At 43.4% G+C, this 17,758-nt stretch carries 16 protein-coding genes; 7 read left to right on the forward strand and 9 right to left on the reverse strand.

All coding sequences use genetic code 11. From position 1 onward, the window contains the following. Positions 1–4: 4 nt before the first annotated feature. Complete coding sequence (locus WAO38_RS10875; protein ID WP_422237027.1) at positions 5–1,831, reverse strand: biotin/lipoyl-containing protein; 1,827 nt, start codon at positions 1,829–1,831, stop codon at positions 5–7. A gap of 9 nt (positions 1,832–1,840) precedes the next feature. Then, on the reverse strand, positions 1,841–2,074 hold the full coding sequence (locus WAO38_RS10880; protein WP_422237029.1) for an OadG family protein: 234 nt from the start codon (positions 2,072–2,074) through the stop codon (positions 1,841–1,843). 176 nt (positions 2,075–2,250) lie between these two features. On the opposite strand from WAO38_RS10880, the gene ppa reads away from it, so the two are divergent. Together ppa and WAO38_RS10890 are read left to right on the forward strand one after the other, a co-directional pair. Then, complete coding sequence (ppa, locus tag WAO38_RS10885) at positions 2,251–2,772, forward strand: inorganic diphosphatase (protein WP_373021770.1); 522 nt, start codon at positions 2,251–2,253, stop codon at positions 2,770–2,772. A 6-nt stretch (positions 2,773–2,778) separates the two neighbouring features. Continuing rightward, positions 2,779–3,072 carry a hypothetical protein gene (locus WAO38_RS10890; RefSeq protein ID WP_422237031.1) on the forward strand — a complete coding sequence of 98 codons (294 nt, stop codon included), beginning with the start codon at positions 2,779–2,781 and terminating at the stop codon, positions 3,070–3,072. A 4-nt stretch (positions 3,073–3,076) separates the two neighbouring features. On the opposite strand, the gene WAO38_RS10895 is transcribed toward WAO38_RS10890, so the two are convergent. After that, the gene (locus tag WAO38_RS10895; protein ID WP_422237032.1) at positions 3,077–3,592 is read right to left on the reverse strand and encodes a hypothetical protein; all 516 of its coding nucleotides are present in this window, start codon (positions 3,590–3,592) and stop codon (positions 3,077–3,079) included. A gap of 259 nt (positions 3,593–3,851) precedes the next feature. Here WAO38_RS10895 and WAO38_RS10900 point away from each other — a divergent pair, with 259 nt between their 5' ends. The 4 genes from WAO38_RS10900 to WAO38_RS10915 all read left to right on the forward strand — a co-directional run bounded on the left by WAO38_RS10900 (position 3,852) and on the right by WAO38_RS10915 (position 7,029). Continuing rightward, a complete protein-coding gene (locus WAO38_RS10900) occupies positions 3,852–4,379 on the forward strand; it encodes a transglycosylase SLT domain-containing protein (protein ID WP_422237034.1) in 528 nt (175 codons plus the stop codon). 70 nt (positions 4,380–4,449) lie between these two features. Then, positions 4,450–4,623 (forward strand): hypothetical protein, encoded by a 174-nt coding sequence (locus WAO38_RS10905; protein ID WP_422237036.1) that lies wholly within the window; start codon positions 4,450–4,452, stop codon positions 4,621–4,623. Between the two features lie 76 nt (positions 4,624–4,699). Continuing rightward, positions 4,700–5,647, forward strand: coding sequence for a YbgA family protein (locus WAO38_RS10910; protein ID WP_422237038.1), 948 nt, complete (start codon positions 4,700–4,702; stop codon positions 5,645–5,647). Between the two features lie 2 nt (positions 5,648–5,649). Continuing rightward, positions 5,650–7,029, forward strand: a complete 1,380-nt coding sequence (locus WAO38_RS10915; protein ID WP_422237039.1) for a cryptochrome/photolyase family protein — start codon at positions 5,650–5,652, stop codon at positions 7,027–7,029. Between the two features lie 14 nt (positions 7,030–7,043). Here the strand turns inward: WAO38_RS10915 and WAO38_RS10920 are convergent, their stop codons facing one another. Then, positions 7,044–9,305: a diguanylate cyclase gene (locus WAO38_RS10920; protein WP_422237041.1), complete on the reverse strand. Its 2,262-nt coding sequence runs from the start codon at positions 9,303–9,305 to the stop codon at positions 7,044–7,046. Positions 9,306–9,656: 351 nt separating this feature from the next. On the opposite strand from WAO38_RS10920, the gene WAO38_RS10925 reads away from it, so the two are divergent. Then, on the forward strand, positions 9,657–11,222 hold the full coding sequence (locus WAO38_RS10925) for a methyl-accepting chemotaxis protein (RefSeq protein ID WP_422237042.1): 1,566 nt from the start codon (positions 9,657–9,659) through the stop codon (positions 11,220–11,222). Here WAO38_RS10925 and WAO38_RS10930 read toward each other — a convergent pair. From WAO38_RS10930 to WAO38_RS10950, 5 genes are all read right to left on the reverse strand, one after another. Then, entirely contained in the window at positions 11,219–11,980 is a 762-nt protein-coding gene (locus WAO38_RS10930) for a CheR family methyltransferase (RefSeq protein ID WP_422237044.1), read from the reverse strand. The genes WAO38_RS10925 and WAO38_RS10930 overlap by 4 nt on opposite strands. Next, complete coding sequence (locus WAO38_RS10935; RefSeq protein ID WP_422237045.1) at positions 11,977–12,561, reverse strand: CheB methylesterase domain-containing protein; 585 nt, start codon at positions 12,559–12,561, stop codon at positions 11,977–11,979. The genes WAO38_RS10930 and WAO38_RS10935 overlap by 4 nt, the downstream gene beginning before the upstream one ends. Positions 12,562–12,601: 40 nt before the next feature. Then, complete coding sequence (locus WAO38_RS10940; protein WP_422237046.1) at positions 12,602–14,881, reverse strand: diguanylate cyclase; 2,280 nt, start codon at positions 14,879–14,881, stop codon at positions 12,602–12,604. Positions 14,882–14,959: 78 nt separating this feature from the next. Next, on the reverse strand, positions 14,960–16,255 hold the full coding sequence (locus WAO38_RS10945) for a DEAD/DEAH box helicase (RefSeq protein WP_422237047.1): 1,296 nt from the start codon (positions 16,253–16,255) through the stop codon (positions 14,960–14,962). Between the two features lie 196 nt (positions 16,256–16,451). Further along, the coding region (locus WAO38_RS10950; protein ID WP_422237049.1) for a diguanylate cyclase at positions 16,452–17,758 on the reverse strand (1,307 nt) is incomplete at its 5' end.

The raw sequence follows: 17,758 nt of genomic DNA on the forward strand, positions 1-17,758 counted from the left end.
AGCGTTATCCTACGATTGCAAGGGCTTGACCCTCGATCACTTTGTCATTTGGACGAACAAGAACACTTTGCACTACGCCGTTGCATGGAGCCAGAATATCGACTTCCATTTTCATCGATTCGAGGATCATGATTTTATCCCCTTCATTCACTGGTGTTCCCGCTTCCGCAAGGATTTTAAAGACTGAACCCGGGAGCATAGCGCGCACTTCCGCACCTGAAGATACCGGTAATTCATCACGGGCTTCCGTCGCCGTTGCGACATGAGGTACTACTTGTACATCAACATTGCCTGCGGCAATTTGAACATTGAATTTTTGACCGTCAACGACGACTGTGTAATTTCCGTTTGCATTTGGCATAACTTTGATTCCTTCTGACTTGATTGGTATTGGTGCATGTCCTGCCGGGACAACGGCTGCCGGGATATTTTTACGGACATTAAGTTCCGCATCCCCTTTTAAGAATGTAATTCCTTTTTCATCGCATGAAGCGGCGATGAAAATATTTTCATCCGTAACGGCAATTTTTTCATCTTCAAGACGTTTTGTCCAGAATGCAATCGATTTGGTTTCATCTTTATCGGCCAAATCAATCGCATTTTCTTTTGTCGGAGCCAAACCTAATTGTTCCGAAGCGATGCGGACAATCTCAGCATCCGGCTCAACCGGAGTTTTTCCGAAATAGCCTAAAACCATACGTCCGTAACCCGGAGCGATTTTTTTCCATGGACCCATCAACGCATTGTTCAGCGCTTGTTGGAAATAAAACTGGGAAACCGGAGTAACGGATGTACCGTATCCCCCTTTCTCAACCACTTCCCGCATTGCACGGATGACTTCCGGATAGCGGTCCAAGATATTGTTATCCCGCATCATTTGGGTATTTGCAGTCAATGCTCCGCCCGGCATTGGTGAAAACGGGATCAGTGGAGAAACCTGAGTAGCTTCCGGAGGCATAAAATAATCTTTCAGACAGTCACCCAAAACATCTTCATACGTAAGAATTTTTTCGAGTTCAAGACCGCCGAGATCGTAGTTCATCCCTTTTACCGCATGGAGCATCGTCAAAATATCAGGTTGAGATGTACCGCCGCTCACCGGAGCTGCTGCCATATCGATACCGTCAACACCGGCTTCCAATGCTGCTAGATAAACCGCAACACTCACTCCTGCCGTCTCATGCGTATGAAGACGCAAATGAGTTCCCTCAGGAACAAGACGGCGTGCCATCTTGATCGTTTCGTGTACTTTGTGCGGGCTTGAGGTTCCACTCGCATCTTTAAAACAGATAGAGTCGTACGGAATACCGGAATCGAGAATCTCACGAAGTGTTCTTTCATAGAAAGCGACATCATGGGCGCCGACGCATCCCGCAGGAAGATCCATCAATGTCACAACAATTTCGTGTTTCAATCCGTGATGTGCAATGCGTTCCCCGGAGTATTTCAGGTTTTCCACATCATTCAGAGCATCAAAATTTCGGATTGTCGTTGTTCCGTGTTTTTTAAAAAGTTTCGCATGAAGATCGACTAATTCTCGGCTTCCCGTATCGAGCATAACGGTATTAACGCCGCGCGCAAGCGTTTGAAGGTTTGCATCAGGACCTACGATTGCACGAAAACGGTCCATCATGTCAAACGCATTTTCATTTAAATAGAAGAAAAGACTCTGGAAGCGTGCACCGCCGCCGAATTCAAAATGGCGAATTCCCGCTTCTTTAGCCGCTTCGACTGCCGGGAAAAAATCTTCCATAAGGACACGCCCGCCGAAAACAGATTGGAATCCGTCACGAAAGGTGGTATCCATAATATCAATATATTTTTTAGCCATTTAGATTTCCTAACTTTGAGTAGTTTGGTGATGGTGGATTGCAGCAGTGATTGCAGCCACTTTCGCTTTATCATCACTACGTTTAACCTGTGCTGCACGGGTCGGCTCAGGCGCTTTTGGGGCTTCGGGTAAATATTTGAGAATGATTTTAGACATGAACTTGGTCAAATAGATCATAACAACTAGGAACACAAATACGGTTCCCATTCCCAAAAACATGATTTTGATGCTTTCAAAAAACACACGCGATCCTTTAAATGTAATCAAATCGTAACGCGCAGATTCTATCGCAATGATGTTTAAAAAACATTTACCGCTTTCTTATTCCTCTAATATCTCAAAAAAGGTGTTACCCTACGCTATTTTTAAAATTTGATTGGCTACAATCCCATCATCAAATAGAGTGAAAGAGGTATTCCATGGATTTAAGTAAAATCGGGTACGGGGAAAATCCGGATAAAGTTAAAGCAATTATTGAGATTGCATGCGGATCAAACATTAAATATGAAGTTGAAAAAGAGAGCGGCGCTTTGGTACTTGACCGTGTAATGCACTCTGCGATGTACTATCCGGCAAACTATGGTTTTGTTAACAAAACACTATCCCAAGACGGCGATCCTGCTGATATCTTAATCCTTACCGAGTACCCTATGGTTGAGGGGTGTGTTACCAACTGCCGTCTTGTCGGTGTATTGATCATGGAAGACGAAAGCGGTATCGATGAAAAACTTCTTGCTGTTCCGACATCAAAAATCGATCCTACGTTTGAAGAGATCCAAGATTTGGGAGATATTCCAAAACACACCTTGGCAAAAATCAAAAACTTCTTTGAAACCTATAAAATGTTGGAACCTAACAAATGGGTAAAAGTCAAAGGGTTTGAAGATAAAGCATCCGCGACTAAAATTCTTGAAGACGCAATTAAAAATTATAAAGAGTAATGACCTATGAATGACTTCGGCTCTTCGGATATTTTAGCGTATGCGATTTTCGGACTGATTTTAAATTTTGTCTTTTCAATCGCATTTGGTCTCTATTTAAGTAAAAATATCGGAGTCGAGGACATGATGCATTCAAAAGGAGATCGGATACAGCCTTGGTGGCTCTCGATCTCTTTGGCTGTTCCTTATGCAAAAATGGCCATTACCCTCTATCGGGTTGCAATATTGCAGCTCTATTTTCTGGATCAGGGAAAAAGCCATAAAGAGTACTGGATCTATCTTACCAGTAATGATTACTAACCTTCTACTTCTCTTCTTTACGGCACGCTTTTTCTATTAAAGTATCGTGCAATCCGTTTTTGTGCATTTGGGCACCTTGCTGCGCCCGTTTTAATCTGCCGTTCCACTCTTTTAGATCAAATGCCGGATCAATCAATGCCAAGCCCTCGCGTAAAAGTACCTCACTGTAGCTTTCTGCACCGTTGGAATAAAGTATACATCCTTCTTTAATTCTTTCAAAATGATAAGATTGCTGAATCAGTACATGCTCACGCGCATAATTTTGATCGTGCGGATGCGCTTTATAAAAAGCATTGATTTCTTCCTGACACTCTTTGGAAGATTTAGCGTTCATCGGCAATTTCTCCAAGGTTAAAATACCAAAAGGTTCGCATGCTACCGGAATATTTTGGTACAGTAAATTTATTTTTGCATTATTATTGATTGAGGTAACGATTCCGACACTCATTTCACCATAAAGCGGAGTCAATAAAATCGTTGCTCCCAGCATCAAAATAAAATATGTTTCATTTTTACACATGAGCTATATTTTCAACCTTTTTTTTGTAGCTTTTAGAAATATTTTACATTGAAACTTAAAGTAACAGCTATATTTTTAACATATTAACACACTATTAATCAGTATTATCGCTTAAACTTAATCACGTCATTCCCTATAGGGGGTAGCATACACCCCTTTTCTATTACTTTTTCTTAACTGATTCATTTACAAAGTGTAAACCATTGTTATCCTCTCCATAGTACCCTAAAATTTCACATTCCATTTCCGAGGTGTAAATTTGAGATTTCTTTCCCTGATATTATTACTTGTCATGTCCCTTTTTGGTGACGCAATGACCCCTAAACAACTCTATGTATTACAAACCGTCCGCGATGTAGCAAAATCCATCCCTGATAAAAACGGTCGTACTTATGAGAATACAGTTAGTGCGATTTGTTTAACAGAAAGCAGTGCAGGCAAATATGTTATCGGTGATTATAAACATCGGAAATCATTTACCAAAGCATCTCTGGGTGCAATGCAGATTCAAGTCGCAACCGCACGACACGTCTCCCAGAATGTCAAAAAACTCCGCTGGCTGAATAAGCTCAGTGATGTACAGCTGGCAGGCCGATTGTTAGGCGATATCAAACTCTCTGCAAGAATTGCAACCCACTACGTTATTTTGCTTCAAGAACAGCGATTGGATCATTTTTACGCGATCAGCGGATACAACGGCGGGATGGTCAATCATCCTTATTATAATCGCGTCATGAAAAATATGGATTTGGTCAATCGCCTGATCTCCTCCGGCAAGCTCTCTTAAATTTAGAACATTTTTGTAATCATACACACTTGGGGTATAATACTCGACATAGTAGAATATGGAGAGAAATATGAATGATGAAAAACTTAAAATCATACTTGCTCTTTTAAGCGGTATCGTTTTTAGTCTTATCTTTATTCTCCTCGCATTTATTCTCCCTGTCAATGATCACGTCTCCCAACCAAACTCCAAACAAAATCCTAAAAACTATTTAGAACAAGTCTCCAAAGAACTTCGAAAATAAATACGGCATCTCAACATAATCCTCTTTGAATTACACTATACTAAAATATTAAAATCAGTCGATAATGGGAGTTGTGATGAAAATTGCCGTGTCCGCTTGCTTGCTGGGTGAAAAAATACGTTTTGACGGAGGTCATAAACATGACCGTTTTATCACCGAAGAGCTCAGCCGTTTTGCTGAATTCGTCCCTTTCTGCCCTGAACATTTAGCTTTTGGAACTCCCCGCCCTTCCATCCGTCTGTTGCGTCTCGAAAATCAGATATACGTCCACTCCAATAAAGATGATACCGATCTCACCGAGCGGCTGATCCAAACCAGCCGTGATGAACTTTCCAAAATTGCACATACGCCGCTATCTGGAATTATTTTTAAATCCAAGTCTCCAAGCTGCGGAATGAAAAGTGCAAAAACCTATCTGGACAACGGTTTTTGCGAAGGAAAAGAGGACGGCATTTTTGCATCCATGTGCCGCGAACGCTATCCGCTCCTTCCGATGGAGGAAGAGGGACGGCTTCAGGATGCCTGGCTAAGAGAAAATTTTGTCATGCAGCTTTTTGCGTATGACGCGTATGAACAGTTCAAAGCCTCCTTCCCGACGGTCGGTGATCTGGTCCGTTTTCATACATGCCATAAATTTTTGCTTCAGGCCAAAGACGAACAGCTCTATCGAGAGCTCGGAAATATCGTTGCCAACCGTGATGCACTGAAGGATGAGACTCTATTAGCAATGTATGAGCTTGGATTTAAAACAGCAATATCACGCAAGAGTTCCATCAAACGGACACGCAATGTTTTGGAACACATGGCAGGATTTTTCAAAAACGATCTTACGAAAAGTGAAAAAGAGATTCTGCATGAACAAATCAATGATTTTACCGATAAAATCATTCCTCTCATTGTGCCGCTCTCAACGATTGCATTGTATGCACAAAAATATGATATCCGCTATCTGTTGGATCAAACCTTCCTGAATCCCTATCCAAAAACACTTGCGCTTCGTTCTCACATCGATGCCGGTAAATAAGAATGCGACGGATTTTATGGTTTCGCAGAGACCTGCGCAGCGAAGACAACCCGATTCTCTCACTGGAGGGAGAAGTGCTTCCTATTTTTATTTTCGACACCGATATACTGGCATCGCTCCGCTGTAATGATCGGCGGGTCACTTTTATTTATTCGGCCATCATGAATCTAAAAGCTTCTTTACGAGAGCTGGGACTTGATTTGGCGATCTTCTACGGAAAACCCAAAGAGGTCTTTGGCTGGCTGCTCTCGCAGAGTGCCTTTGATACTGTCTGTGCTTCAGGTGACTACGATGAGTACGCGCGAGAACGTGACCGTGGCATATCCCATTTGCTCCCTTTCATCGATTTGCACGATACCTATATCTTCCGCAGCGATGAAGTGCTCAAAAATGACGGAACCCCCTATCAGGTTTTTACCCCTTATTACAATCGTGCCAAAGCACTTTTTCATCAGGAGCATTTGAAGGAATATCACCGCAATGAAGCATTAGAACGGATCCCTTTTGATTATGATGTTTTACACCGGATTCAGGGAACATCTCATACTACGGCACCCATCCGACTCGAATCCATCGGCTTTGCACCTCAAGTACTTAGTGCGCGCCAACTCAGAACACCCAAAGAAAAACTTGAATGTTTCGCGGCTAAGATTGAGAACTACCCCCTAGAACGTGATTATATGGTGCTGGAAGCTACCTCGGGACTCAGTATGGACTTGCGTTTCGGTACGCTTTCCATTCGTGCCCTCCTGCGATGGATCGTCGCACAACAAAAAGAAGGAAAACAGACTGAGCCGTTTTTCAGGCAGCTGATTTTCCGGGACTTTTATGCAATGCTCCTGTATCATTTTCCCTATCTATCTCAGAAAAATTTTCGCTATCCGTTCAAAGGGATTCCGGATCAGGATGCATTCAACGCATTTTGTACGGCTTCCACCGGTGTTCCGATCATTGATGCAGGGGTACGCGAATTATTGGAAAGCGGAGAGATGCATAACCGTGTACGGATGATCTGTGCTTCATTTTTTACCAAAAATCTCCTCTTGCCGTGGCAATGGGGGGAAGCATTTTTTGCCGAACATCTCAATGATTATGATGCAGCAAGCAACATCCTCTCTTGGCAGTGGAGTGCGGGAACGGGAATCGATCCTCAGCCTTATTTCCGGATTTTCAATCCCTATACGCAGACGGCTAAATTTGATCGGGAGTGCCGTTACATCAAACACCATCTTCCGGAGCTAGCGGCTGTTCCCGCTAAACTTTTACACACAGAGGATGCTTTTCAAAACTGCCTCCTTAGCAATTACCCTCGTCCGATCGTTAATCACAAATCAAGTTCTCAAAGAGCTTTGGACTATTTTAAAAGTGTACTGCAACAGTAACTCAATAGCAGTGGCTATGCCCGATAAACCTGATTTCTGCCGTTAGCTTTTGCTTGATAAAGCGCCGAATCTATTCTGCCGATACATTCATGAACGCTATCTGTCGGTAAAAACTCTCCGATTCCAATACTGATCGTCACCGAATCAATCAATTTAAAAGGATATTTCTCAACTTTGCTTCGAAGACTTTCAGCCACAATGGCAGTTTCATCCAATGTAGTATGCGGTAAAATAATCATAAATTCTTCACCGCCCCAGCGCCCCACACTATCGGTTGAACGGACATTATTAAGCAGAATCTCGGCCAACAGCTGAAGTACCTGATCACCCCTTTGATGTCCGTAGGTGTCATTGACCGCTTTGAACAAATCCACGTCAATGATCATGACACTGCACGCGTAGTCACGATATCGATGCACTTTTTTCCGTTCTTCACTCAGCATTTCATCTGTTTTTTGACGATTGTACAAACCGGTGAGTTTGTCTGTCGTAGAGAGTTCGAGCAATTTTTTATTGTAACGCTTGAGATCATAGTAACGCCATAAAAAAATAATCATGACTGCTGCAAAAAATAAAATTGCTTTCCAGAGCAATGCCCTGTCTATCCAGGGGACTTCTTCAACCGTCGATACCCAGCGGTTATAGATTGTCTGCATCGTAGCCTCATCCAGATTCTGTACCAGTTTTTCAAAAATATCGTGAAGATACGGTTCATCATTGCGGGTTCCTACTCCGAGTTCAACTTTATCCTCAAGACGGGATGAGACTTTTAATACGCCGGGATACTCTTTTTGGATGTACGAAGAGATAACCATAAGGTTATCAATATATCCATAAAGTTCGCCGCTCTCTACCTGTTTTAATCCGTCTGTAATCGATTGTACCTCTACAATCTCCAAATCAGGGTGGTCAGTTTTTAGCTTTTCTGCAATGGCATACCCTTTGACTATTCCCAGTTTTTTCGTGACCAGGGTGGCAACATCTTCCGTAAAAGGCTTGTCCATTTTGGTTGCCATCACGATCGGAAGCGTTATATACGCAGAGGTAAAATCCATATAGGCAAGTCGGTCCGGAGTACTGGATGCAAGAGAATATATATCACATTCGCGTTTTTTGGCCTGTTCAATCGATGTTTCCCATGAATCGCTCATTCGAAGTTCAAAAGGGATCCCCAGCTTATGTTCAAAATTTTTCATCACATCCGCTGCGATTCCGATATGTTTCCCCTCTCGAATTGCTTCAAACGGATACCATTCGGGATCCACACATACGACTATTTTTTTCTTTTGAAGCAGATACTCTTTCTCTTGCGATGTTAATGAAAGACCGTTTGAAGAAGAGGACACGACATCTTTGAACATAAAATGGCCCAGTTTCTGTCCAGGGACTAAAGAACCGGCCTGATCAAGCTGCTTAAAAGAGCGAATACTCAACTCTGCATTGGCTTGTCCGATCGGATAAAAGTCGGTCATCATCAATTTCTTCGTCACTTTTGCTTCATAGATGAGAGCTTCGCGTGATTTTTGGACAGCATATTTTCGCAGAAGAAGGGTAATAATTTCATCCGGATGATCCAGTGCGTATTCCCACCCTTTATTGGAAGCATCGATAAATTTTTGCGTTCGTTCCGTATGGTCTAACGCCTCTTTTTGAGACGTAAACAGATTAACGGCACTCATAACAAAGCCGTATTCTGCCGGATCGATGATTTCATAAGGGTATTTCGAATGATCCAATTCATAAAGCTGATTCGAACGGAAAGCACTCATGACATCGACTTTTCCTTCCAAAAAATCCTGTGTATGAAACGTATGATCTTTGAAACGGGCATTTTGGGATGAGATACTGAAATGGTTCAACAATAAGGCTAAGGAACTGTATTTTAGTTCATCTTTAGTCCCCATGATCGTTTTGCCGAGCATATTGATAGGGTGTTTAATACCCTTTTGGGCAACAAAAATAAGAGGTGAACGCTGGAAATAGGTTGCCAGTAAGACAATCGGTTTGATATGACCGTTTTCAACCACGATACTGGAATTATAGACGCCGTAATTCGCTTTTTGGCTCAGAACATCCGAAACGATGTCGGTGCCGTCTTGATACTCTTTAAACTCAACATCCAGCCCGGCCTCATGGTAAAATCCTTTCTCTTTGGCGGCAATAAAGCCTGCAAATTCGAATTGATATTTCCAATCGAGTTGCAGTATTACTTTTTCATCGTTATTCTGGCCAAACAGTGAATGGATGATAAAAAAGATAAAGAAAAGAAATTTCATTTACACCCTTTGACCAAGACTTATTTTCATATTTTTCGATTTATTCTACGTACTTTGCTAACTTTCTCCCATAATTTTAACCAATTAACATTACAAGTAGCCAAGTCATAAAATAAAACTGATTCATAGTTTAAAAATGATTGAATGGACTGATAGCAGTTTATATTGTTATTTTCTACTGCCAATACTGTTCTACTATTGCATCATACAGTTTCTTATGGCAGAACTCCCGAAAAAGCGCACCGGGCAAGGCTAATTCAGGGATTATGTGTTATAAATCATCCAATTTTCATGTACGGAGTTCTACCCATGTTCAATCTCTCCACTATCAAAGGCAAGCTTAGTGCTTTAATGGCACTCAGTTTGGTCACGTATTTGGTTCTAATCTATTTATCCTATTCCAACAACAAAGATGCAGAAGCAACCACCACCAGAATGGTAATGCTAGCAGATATACGCGCTAACACCAACGGTGCGATTATGGAGCTCCGGGGTTTTCAGCAACATGCAGGAGAATCTGCTTATTTGTCACGCTATGATGAGCGTAATCAAAAGCTTTCAAAAGCGTTGGAAGACCTTTTAGCCATTACGATGTCCGAAAAAAATCAATTGACTCTCAAAAACTTGATCTCTCAACATCAAGCGTGGGTAGATGGAAATGCTCCGCGTATCGCCATCATTCAAAAATACGGTCAAACCATTTTTAGTGAAGAGTTTATTCATTCCGATGAAGGGGAACAGTTAAAGAAATTAGGTAAAGAAGCCGAAGCTTTGCAAACAGCCTATATTGATGAATCCAAACAATTGAATAAAACAATGCAGAAATCAAATATCAATAGACTCAACAAGAATGCAACCATTATGAACAGTGTCATGATTGTGTCAGCGATGATATTCTTAGCAACGTTTTTTATCATCATCCGTAACATTACTTCGTCTATAGCACGTTTGGAAGAGACGATCGAAGCCGTAGCCCAAAATCATGATTTTACCCGTGTCACCAAAATTGAAGGGAACGATGAGCTTTCCCAAATGAGCCAAAAACTCAATGAGCTGGTAGCTGTTCTGCGCCAGGCTTTCCAAGGCATCCGTTCGGCTTCGAGCGAAAATCTCTCCGTATCCGCCGAGCTCTCGGCAACAACCCTCTCTATCGGCAAAGCGGCTGAAGAAGAGGCAAAAATCGTTTTACAGACAACCACGGAATCAGACACCATGAAAGAGGTGATGAAAGCATCTGCACGAGAAGCGGAGATTGTTAAAGACAAAGCAATCGGTGCACGTGAAAATCTCCAAGAAGCACAGTCGGCACTGCACAACACTATTGAACAGCTCTCTATTACCGTCCAAATGGAAGGGGAGATCAACGACCGTCTCAATTCCCTTTCGCAAGAAGCTTCACAAGTCAAACAAGTCCTTACCGTCATCGCGGACATTGCCGACCAGACAAACCTTCTCGCCCTGAATGCCGCTATCGAAGCAGCGCGGGCGGGTGAACACGGACGCGGATTCGCGGTCGTTGCCGATGAAGTACGCAAACTGGCAGAACGAACCCAAAAAAGTCTGGTAGAAACCAATGCGACCGTCAATGTCATCGTCCAATCGATCAATGATATTACCGATCAGATGAATCATAATACGAAACGTATTGAGACTCTTGTAGATGCATCGGCAGAGGTAAACAGCCATACGGAAGTTGCCGTAGATGCGCTTGCCGATACCGTTCAAGCTATCGAAAAACTTTCCAGCGACACCCAAGCCAATACGGCGACTACCGATTCGATTATTCGAAAAATCGGTACGATCAATGAACTCTCGACGTCCAATGCCCGAAGCGTCGAAGAGATTGCCGCAGCAGCAGAGCACCTCCACCAAATGACCGAGCAGCTTACTGCCCAAATCTCCGTTTTCAGAACTTAAGTATGATAAATTACCCCGCGTTCTATACGCTCGGGGGTAAAAAGATCTTTTGCATTTCGGTGATCATCCGCATGACCGAGAATCAAATACCCGTTCAAATGTTCCCGGAACCGATTTAAAAGCTCTCTGTTCTTCACCGAATCAAAATAGATCATCATATTGCGGCTAAAGATGACATCAAAACTCCCAAGCTCTTTCCATAATGCAGCATCAAATACATTTCCGGATACAAAACGGACATTTTCCTGAACAAGAGGCAGTACACGATAATGCCCCTCCTCAAAGACAAAAAACCGGTTTAATACCTCTTTATCAATGGCATGAACGGATCTGCCCGAATAGATGCCTTTGCGCGCTTTAGAGATCATCTCTTCGGAAATATCAACCCCTACTATCTCAATAGGACGGGAAAACTGTTTACTCGCTTGCAACAACCGCAGTGCGATGGTATAGCTCTCCTCACCGCTCGAACACGGAGCCGATAAGATACGAATCGGTTTTGTTCCGCCGCGGCTATCAAGCTTCGGCAAAATCTCATCCATCAGACGGTTAAAATGGTGGGCTTCACGCTCGAAATAGGTTTCATTGGTTGTCACGAGATTAATCAACGAGACCGGAAGCGGTTGAGAGGTTAAAGGCATTTCCCCTCCGTTATCTAAATAGCGCTTGATCCGGTCATAGTCGGTTTGCCGCGACAAGATGATTCCGGTTTCATGCTGTATCCGCTCTAAAAGCATTCTGATCATCGTCTCACTCATTGAGCATACCTTATCATTGTTTCAGCGATTTCTTCGATAGAAAGAACTTGACATACACCGCCGCGTTCAATCGCCCGCCCCGGCATCCCGAATACGGCGGAACTCTGTTCATTCTGACAAACGCTGAACCCTCCAAGCGATTTAATTTTGACCATCCCATCGGCACCGTCGTCCCCGATGCCACTCAGAAGGATCGCTAAAATCGATGCGGGTTCATAGACCTCTAGTGCACTCAGCATCATGCAATCGACGCTGGGGACGAAATCGCTCCGGACCCCCTCGGAAAGTTGCGTTATCCTTGGAAGGCCGTCCGCTCCGCGTGCAAATCCCAAATGCGATCCCCCATGTGCCACAATGACCATTTCCCGCTCAAGCGCCAACCCCTCTTTCGATTCGACAACTCGGTTAGAAGTACACGTTTGCAGCCGTGAGACAAAAGAATGGGTAAGTTCCGCAGGAAAATGCTGAACGATACAAATCGGCACAGGAAAATGCTCCGGCAGTGCACAAATAAGTTTTTCAATCACACCGGGCCCACCTGTAGAAGCACCGATAAGAATTATTTTAGAAGTATTTTTCATAAGACCTATTCAAATATCAAGTTTAGACTATTATACGCTTTTATAAAGATTGAACGTCGCATATCTGATTACGGCCTCTGTTTTTCGCTGCATAAAGCGCTTCGTCGATATGTCCGATCGTTTCGTGAATACTTTTATTCTGAATCAGTTCCCCGACTCCGATACTGATCGTGATCGGATGGGATAGCTCAAACGTATATTCTTCAACCGATAGTCTCAGATTTTCAGCGGCAACGAGAGATTTTTCCAAACTGGTATTCGGAAGGATAACCACAAACTCTTCGCCGCCCCATCGCCCGATGACATCGGTTTGACGAAACGTTTTTTTCAAAATCCCTGAGAGAATCTGTAAAACACGGTCTCCGCTCTGGTGCCCTTGGGTGTCATTGATCATTTTGAAATAATCGATATCGATCATCATGATGCCGCATCTGTAATCACTGTAGCGGTTTATTTTACGCTGTTCTTCAATCAGTTTTTCATCGGTTTTTTGACGGTTATACAAGCCTGTCAGCTTATCGGTAATGGAAAGTTCTTTCAGCTTGGTGTTGTACCGTTTTAAAATCCTGTAGCGCCATATAACCGCTATCCCGACCAATATGAGGATAGCCAATATTTTCCAAATCAATTGACGATCGACCCACGCCACCTGTTCGATCGTCGACGCCCATCGGTTATAGATAATCTGCATTGTTTTATCATCCAGATCTTCTACCAGTTTTTCAAAAATATCTTTTAATATCGGCTCGTCATTATGTATGGCAACCCTCAATTCATCTTTTTCAATCAACCGTGATGAGACCTTTAAACTTCCGGTATATTTTTTCTGAATATAAGAAGAGGTCACGACCAAATTATCGATATACCCGTAAAGCTCTCCACTCTCAACTTTATCCAGTCCGTCACTGACCGAATCGACTGCGATGATATCCAATGAAGGGTAAAGATTTTTAAGACGCTCAAAGGTGGCATATCCTTTGACAACCCCGATTTTTTTTCCCTGCAGAAGATCAATGTTTTCTTCAAACGGTTTATCCATCGTTGTGACCATCACCAGCGGAACCGCCAAATAGGTCGAAGTAAAATCGAGATATTGCATACGATCCGGAGTTTTGGCGGCAAGCGATAAAATATCGCATTGATGCAGCTTGGCATATTCCAACGATTGATTCCAGGTATCAGTTTGGACCAGTTCGATCGGCATCCCAAGCTTACGCTGAAATTCTTTCATCACATCGGCGGCGATCCCGATGTGTTTTCCCTCACGTATTGCCTCAAGAGGATACCATTCGGGATCGACGCACATCGTAATTTTTTTCTTTCGGGTCAGATACTCTTTTTCAGCCGCCGTAAGCTGGAAACTGTTTTTGGCACCGGCAACAATATCCCGAAACAAGAATGGTCCTAACTGCTGATCTTTTTGAATCATTCCCGCACGTAAAAGCTGTTTAAAAAGACGGGTTGAGAGTTCACTGTTCGTTTCACCGATACCGTACAAATCGGTCATCATCAATTTTTGGATCACATTGGCTTCATAAGCAAGTGCTTCATTCGATTTTTTGACTCCGTAACGGTGCTTTAGTATATCAATTATCTCACCGGGATGGTCCAGAGCATACTTCCATCCACGGTTCGTTGCGTCTATAAATTTTTGTCCCCGCACAGAGTGTTCGACCGCTTCTTCATGCGAAGTAAAAAGATTTCCGGCATTCATGACAAATCCGTATTCCACCGGATCAATAATATTATAGGCAATGCCGACACGGTCAAGTTCGTAAAGCTGATTCGAACGGTATGCACTCATCCCATCCACTTCGCGACGGACAAAAGGATCGATACCAAACGTATGATCGATCAAACGGGAATTGGAAGAATTGATACGAAAATGGGAGAATAAAAGAGAGAGTGAACTGTGGTTAAATTCGTTTTTTGTCCCCATGATCGTTTTACCGATCAAATCAGAGGGATTCTCAATCCCTTTTTGGGTTATCAGGACGAGGGGAGAGTGCTGTAAATAAGTAGCCATCAAGACAATCGGTTTGATACGTCCATCTTCCACCACAAAACTGCTGTTGTAAATTCCGTAATTTGCTTTGTGATTCAAGACATCGGAAACGACATCGATCCCTTCGCGATATTCGCGCAGTTCGACATCCAATCCGGCATCTCGATAGAATCCTTTTTCTTTTGCAGCAATGTATCCGGCATATTCAAACTGGTATTTCCAGTCAAACTGTACCGATACTTTTTCGAGAGCGGCAGCGTTTAGCATTGTGATAACGCTCATCAGCAACACTAAAATCCGAGCCAAACTTCTCAATCACATTTCCTATATGCAAAAATCGTTTTTTTATTGTACAACGGACAATATAAAAGTTATCCTTGGTGATAACTGTTTTTAATGGCGTCGATCGTTATCGCGTCGGGAAGGCTCCCGTCGTCCGCCCTCACGTTTATGGGTCGGCTTTCCGCCGCGATCTCCGCCGCCGTTTCCGCCTCGGTTACTGCTTCCTCCCGCACCGCCGCGGCCGCGCTGAATCGGTTCGGCTTGAATCGAAGGGTCCGGTTCATACCCTTCGATAATCTGACGGTCAAGTTTTTTGTTGATCAGTTTTTCGATCCCTTTTAAATAATCAGCTTCATCGACACAGACGAGCGATATTGCTTCGCCTTCACATCCGGCACGACCTGTTCGCCCTATTCGGTGAACATAATCTTCCGCAATATTCGGAAGTTCAAAGTTCACCACATGCGGAAGTGCATCAATATCGATACCGCGTGCGGCAATATCCGTCGCTACCAGAACCCTGACAGCACTGCGTTTGAAGTCATCCAGTGCTTTGGTTCGTGCAGCCTGGCTTTTATTACCGTGAATCGCTGCGGAAGTGATACCGATTTTTTGAAGATACTCGGTGAGCTTGTTCGCACCGTGTTTGGTACGGGTAAAGACGAGAACCTGTTCCCATTTGTTTTTGCCGATCATCTCTCCCAGCAACGCACTTTTACGTTTGCAATCGACAAGAATAACACTTTGTTTCACGAGTTCGCTTGAGGTATTTCGGCGTGCTACTTCGACCTCGGCAGGATTGCGGAGCAAGGTATTGGCAAGTGTTTTGATCTCATCCGAATAGGTTGCCGAGAAAAGGAGATTTTGTCTCTGTTTCGGAAGGATCGTGATGACACGACGGATATCACGGATGAATCCCATATCAAGCATCCGGTCGGCTTCGTCCAGTACGAAGAATTCGACCGCACTCAAATCGACAGTCCCCTGCCCGATGTGATCGAGCAAACGTCCCGGAGTCGCGACCAGAATATCCACTCCGTTACGGAGCATCGTGATTTGAGGGTTAATCCCCACGCCGCCGAAAATAACGGCACTTTTAAAGGGAAGGTATTTGCCGTAGAGTTTGACACTCTCGGCAACTTGAGCCGCGAGTTCACGCGTCGGGGTAAGAATCAGGGCACGAATCTTCCGATGGGATTTCGACGGTGCTTTTTCACTGAGAATTTGTAACAACGGAAGTGTAAAACCGGCAGTTTTACCGGTACCCGTCTGCGCACCTGCGAGCATATCGCGACCCTCTAGAATAAAGGGAATCGCTTGTGCCTGAACAGGTGTCGGTGTGGTGTAGCCTTGATCGTTGATCGCTTTGAGCAACGGGGCAATTAAGTTTAAATCGGTAAATGTCATAAAGGTGTTCCTTTGGTGGTTCGGCCCAACCAAAGTCGTAACTAAGGACGGTTTTAGGCAAATGGGGGAAAAATTAGGTGGAAAGTGCAGTTGGCCGCAAGTTCGTAGCAGCGCCAACCGTAGGCGCGGATCATAAGCGGCATTCTAACATACTATGGCTACTTATCCGCTTGGATCGCATATTACAGGTATTTCTTTAATAAATGACTCGGTTTCGACCATCTGCTTTGGCTTTATACAAGCATTCATCCGCCCGTTTCAATAATATCTCTGCAGAATCATTTTCATTTAAAACAGCGACGCCAAACGAACACGTCATTTGTCTAACCGCATCAAAATTTTCCTGTTCAATCACATCTCGCAGTATTTCAGCTACCTGAATCGTCTCCGCCAATGAAGTATCCGGAAGCAGAATAATAAATTCTTCCCCTCCCCATCGGGCAAAAATATCACTTTTGCGAAGCCGCTGTTTGACCAATACAGCCATCTCTTTTAATATCTTATCTCCCACCAAGTGCCCGTATACATCATTCACCTTTTTAAAATAATCAATGTCAAAAAAGATGATTCCGAGAGGATTTTTATCCCGTCGTGCGACATTGATGGCATGTTCATACACCATGGTAAAATGAAGCCGATTGGCGATACCGGTTAGAGGGTCCGTCATCGAAATCGACTGCATCGATGAGATGTCGGTAAACATAACGACATAACGGCTCTGCGCTTGAAATCTTAATAAAGAGAGTTTGACATCGTATACCGTTGTTTCTCCGTACATCGTGATTTTAGCCTTATGATGGCTGAGCGGATTATCGTTTATATACTCCGTCCACCGTTGATCATTGACCATCGGAAGAAGATATTCATCCGTATCTCCTTCTTCAAAATACTCACATACACATGCGTGGTCATGCTTAAAGCTCTCTATACTGTCGTAATGGAAATAGGCCAAAAAGGTTTGATTAGCGGCGATAAGCTGATGACCGTCCGTAACGATTACCATCGACGGGATCGCATCCAAAACCGTCTGGTTATACATCTCCTGAAAACTCATTTTGTTCGCAATGGAATTATATAATCGGCTGATGAATCCGCCCAATATGAAGATCAGCAGCAGTGCGATCAGGCCGGTTGCCATTATCATCTGAAAAATGTGACTCCAAAAATCGGGAATTCCCCGAATAAAGACGATCCCGCCAATCGGTTTATTTTCATAATCGGAAACCGTTATGGTTTTCATGACATAGGCTTTGTTCCCATCTCGGATAACACTGTTCTCGCCTGATGAATGGCTGTCTCTGTATTTTTTGACCAAAGACAAAAGTTTGGGTGAGACATCCACCGCCAAAAAATTATCGATATGAACGTAGTTATCGATATGACTCAATTTCCCCACTTTTTTTTCATCAACCAGGAAAAAAGATTGATACCCCGTATAGCGCTCAATTTTATTGGTAATATACGAAGCCGCTATCCCAAACTCCAGAGCACCCAGATATGTGC

Source organism: Sulfuricurvum sp. (assembly GCF_049277495.1).
Lineage (GTDB): Bacteria > Campylobacterota > Campylobacteria > Campylobacterales > Sulfurimonadaceae > Sulfuricurvum.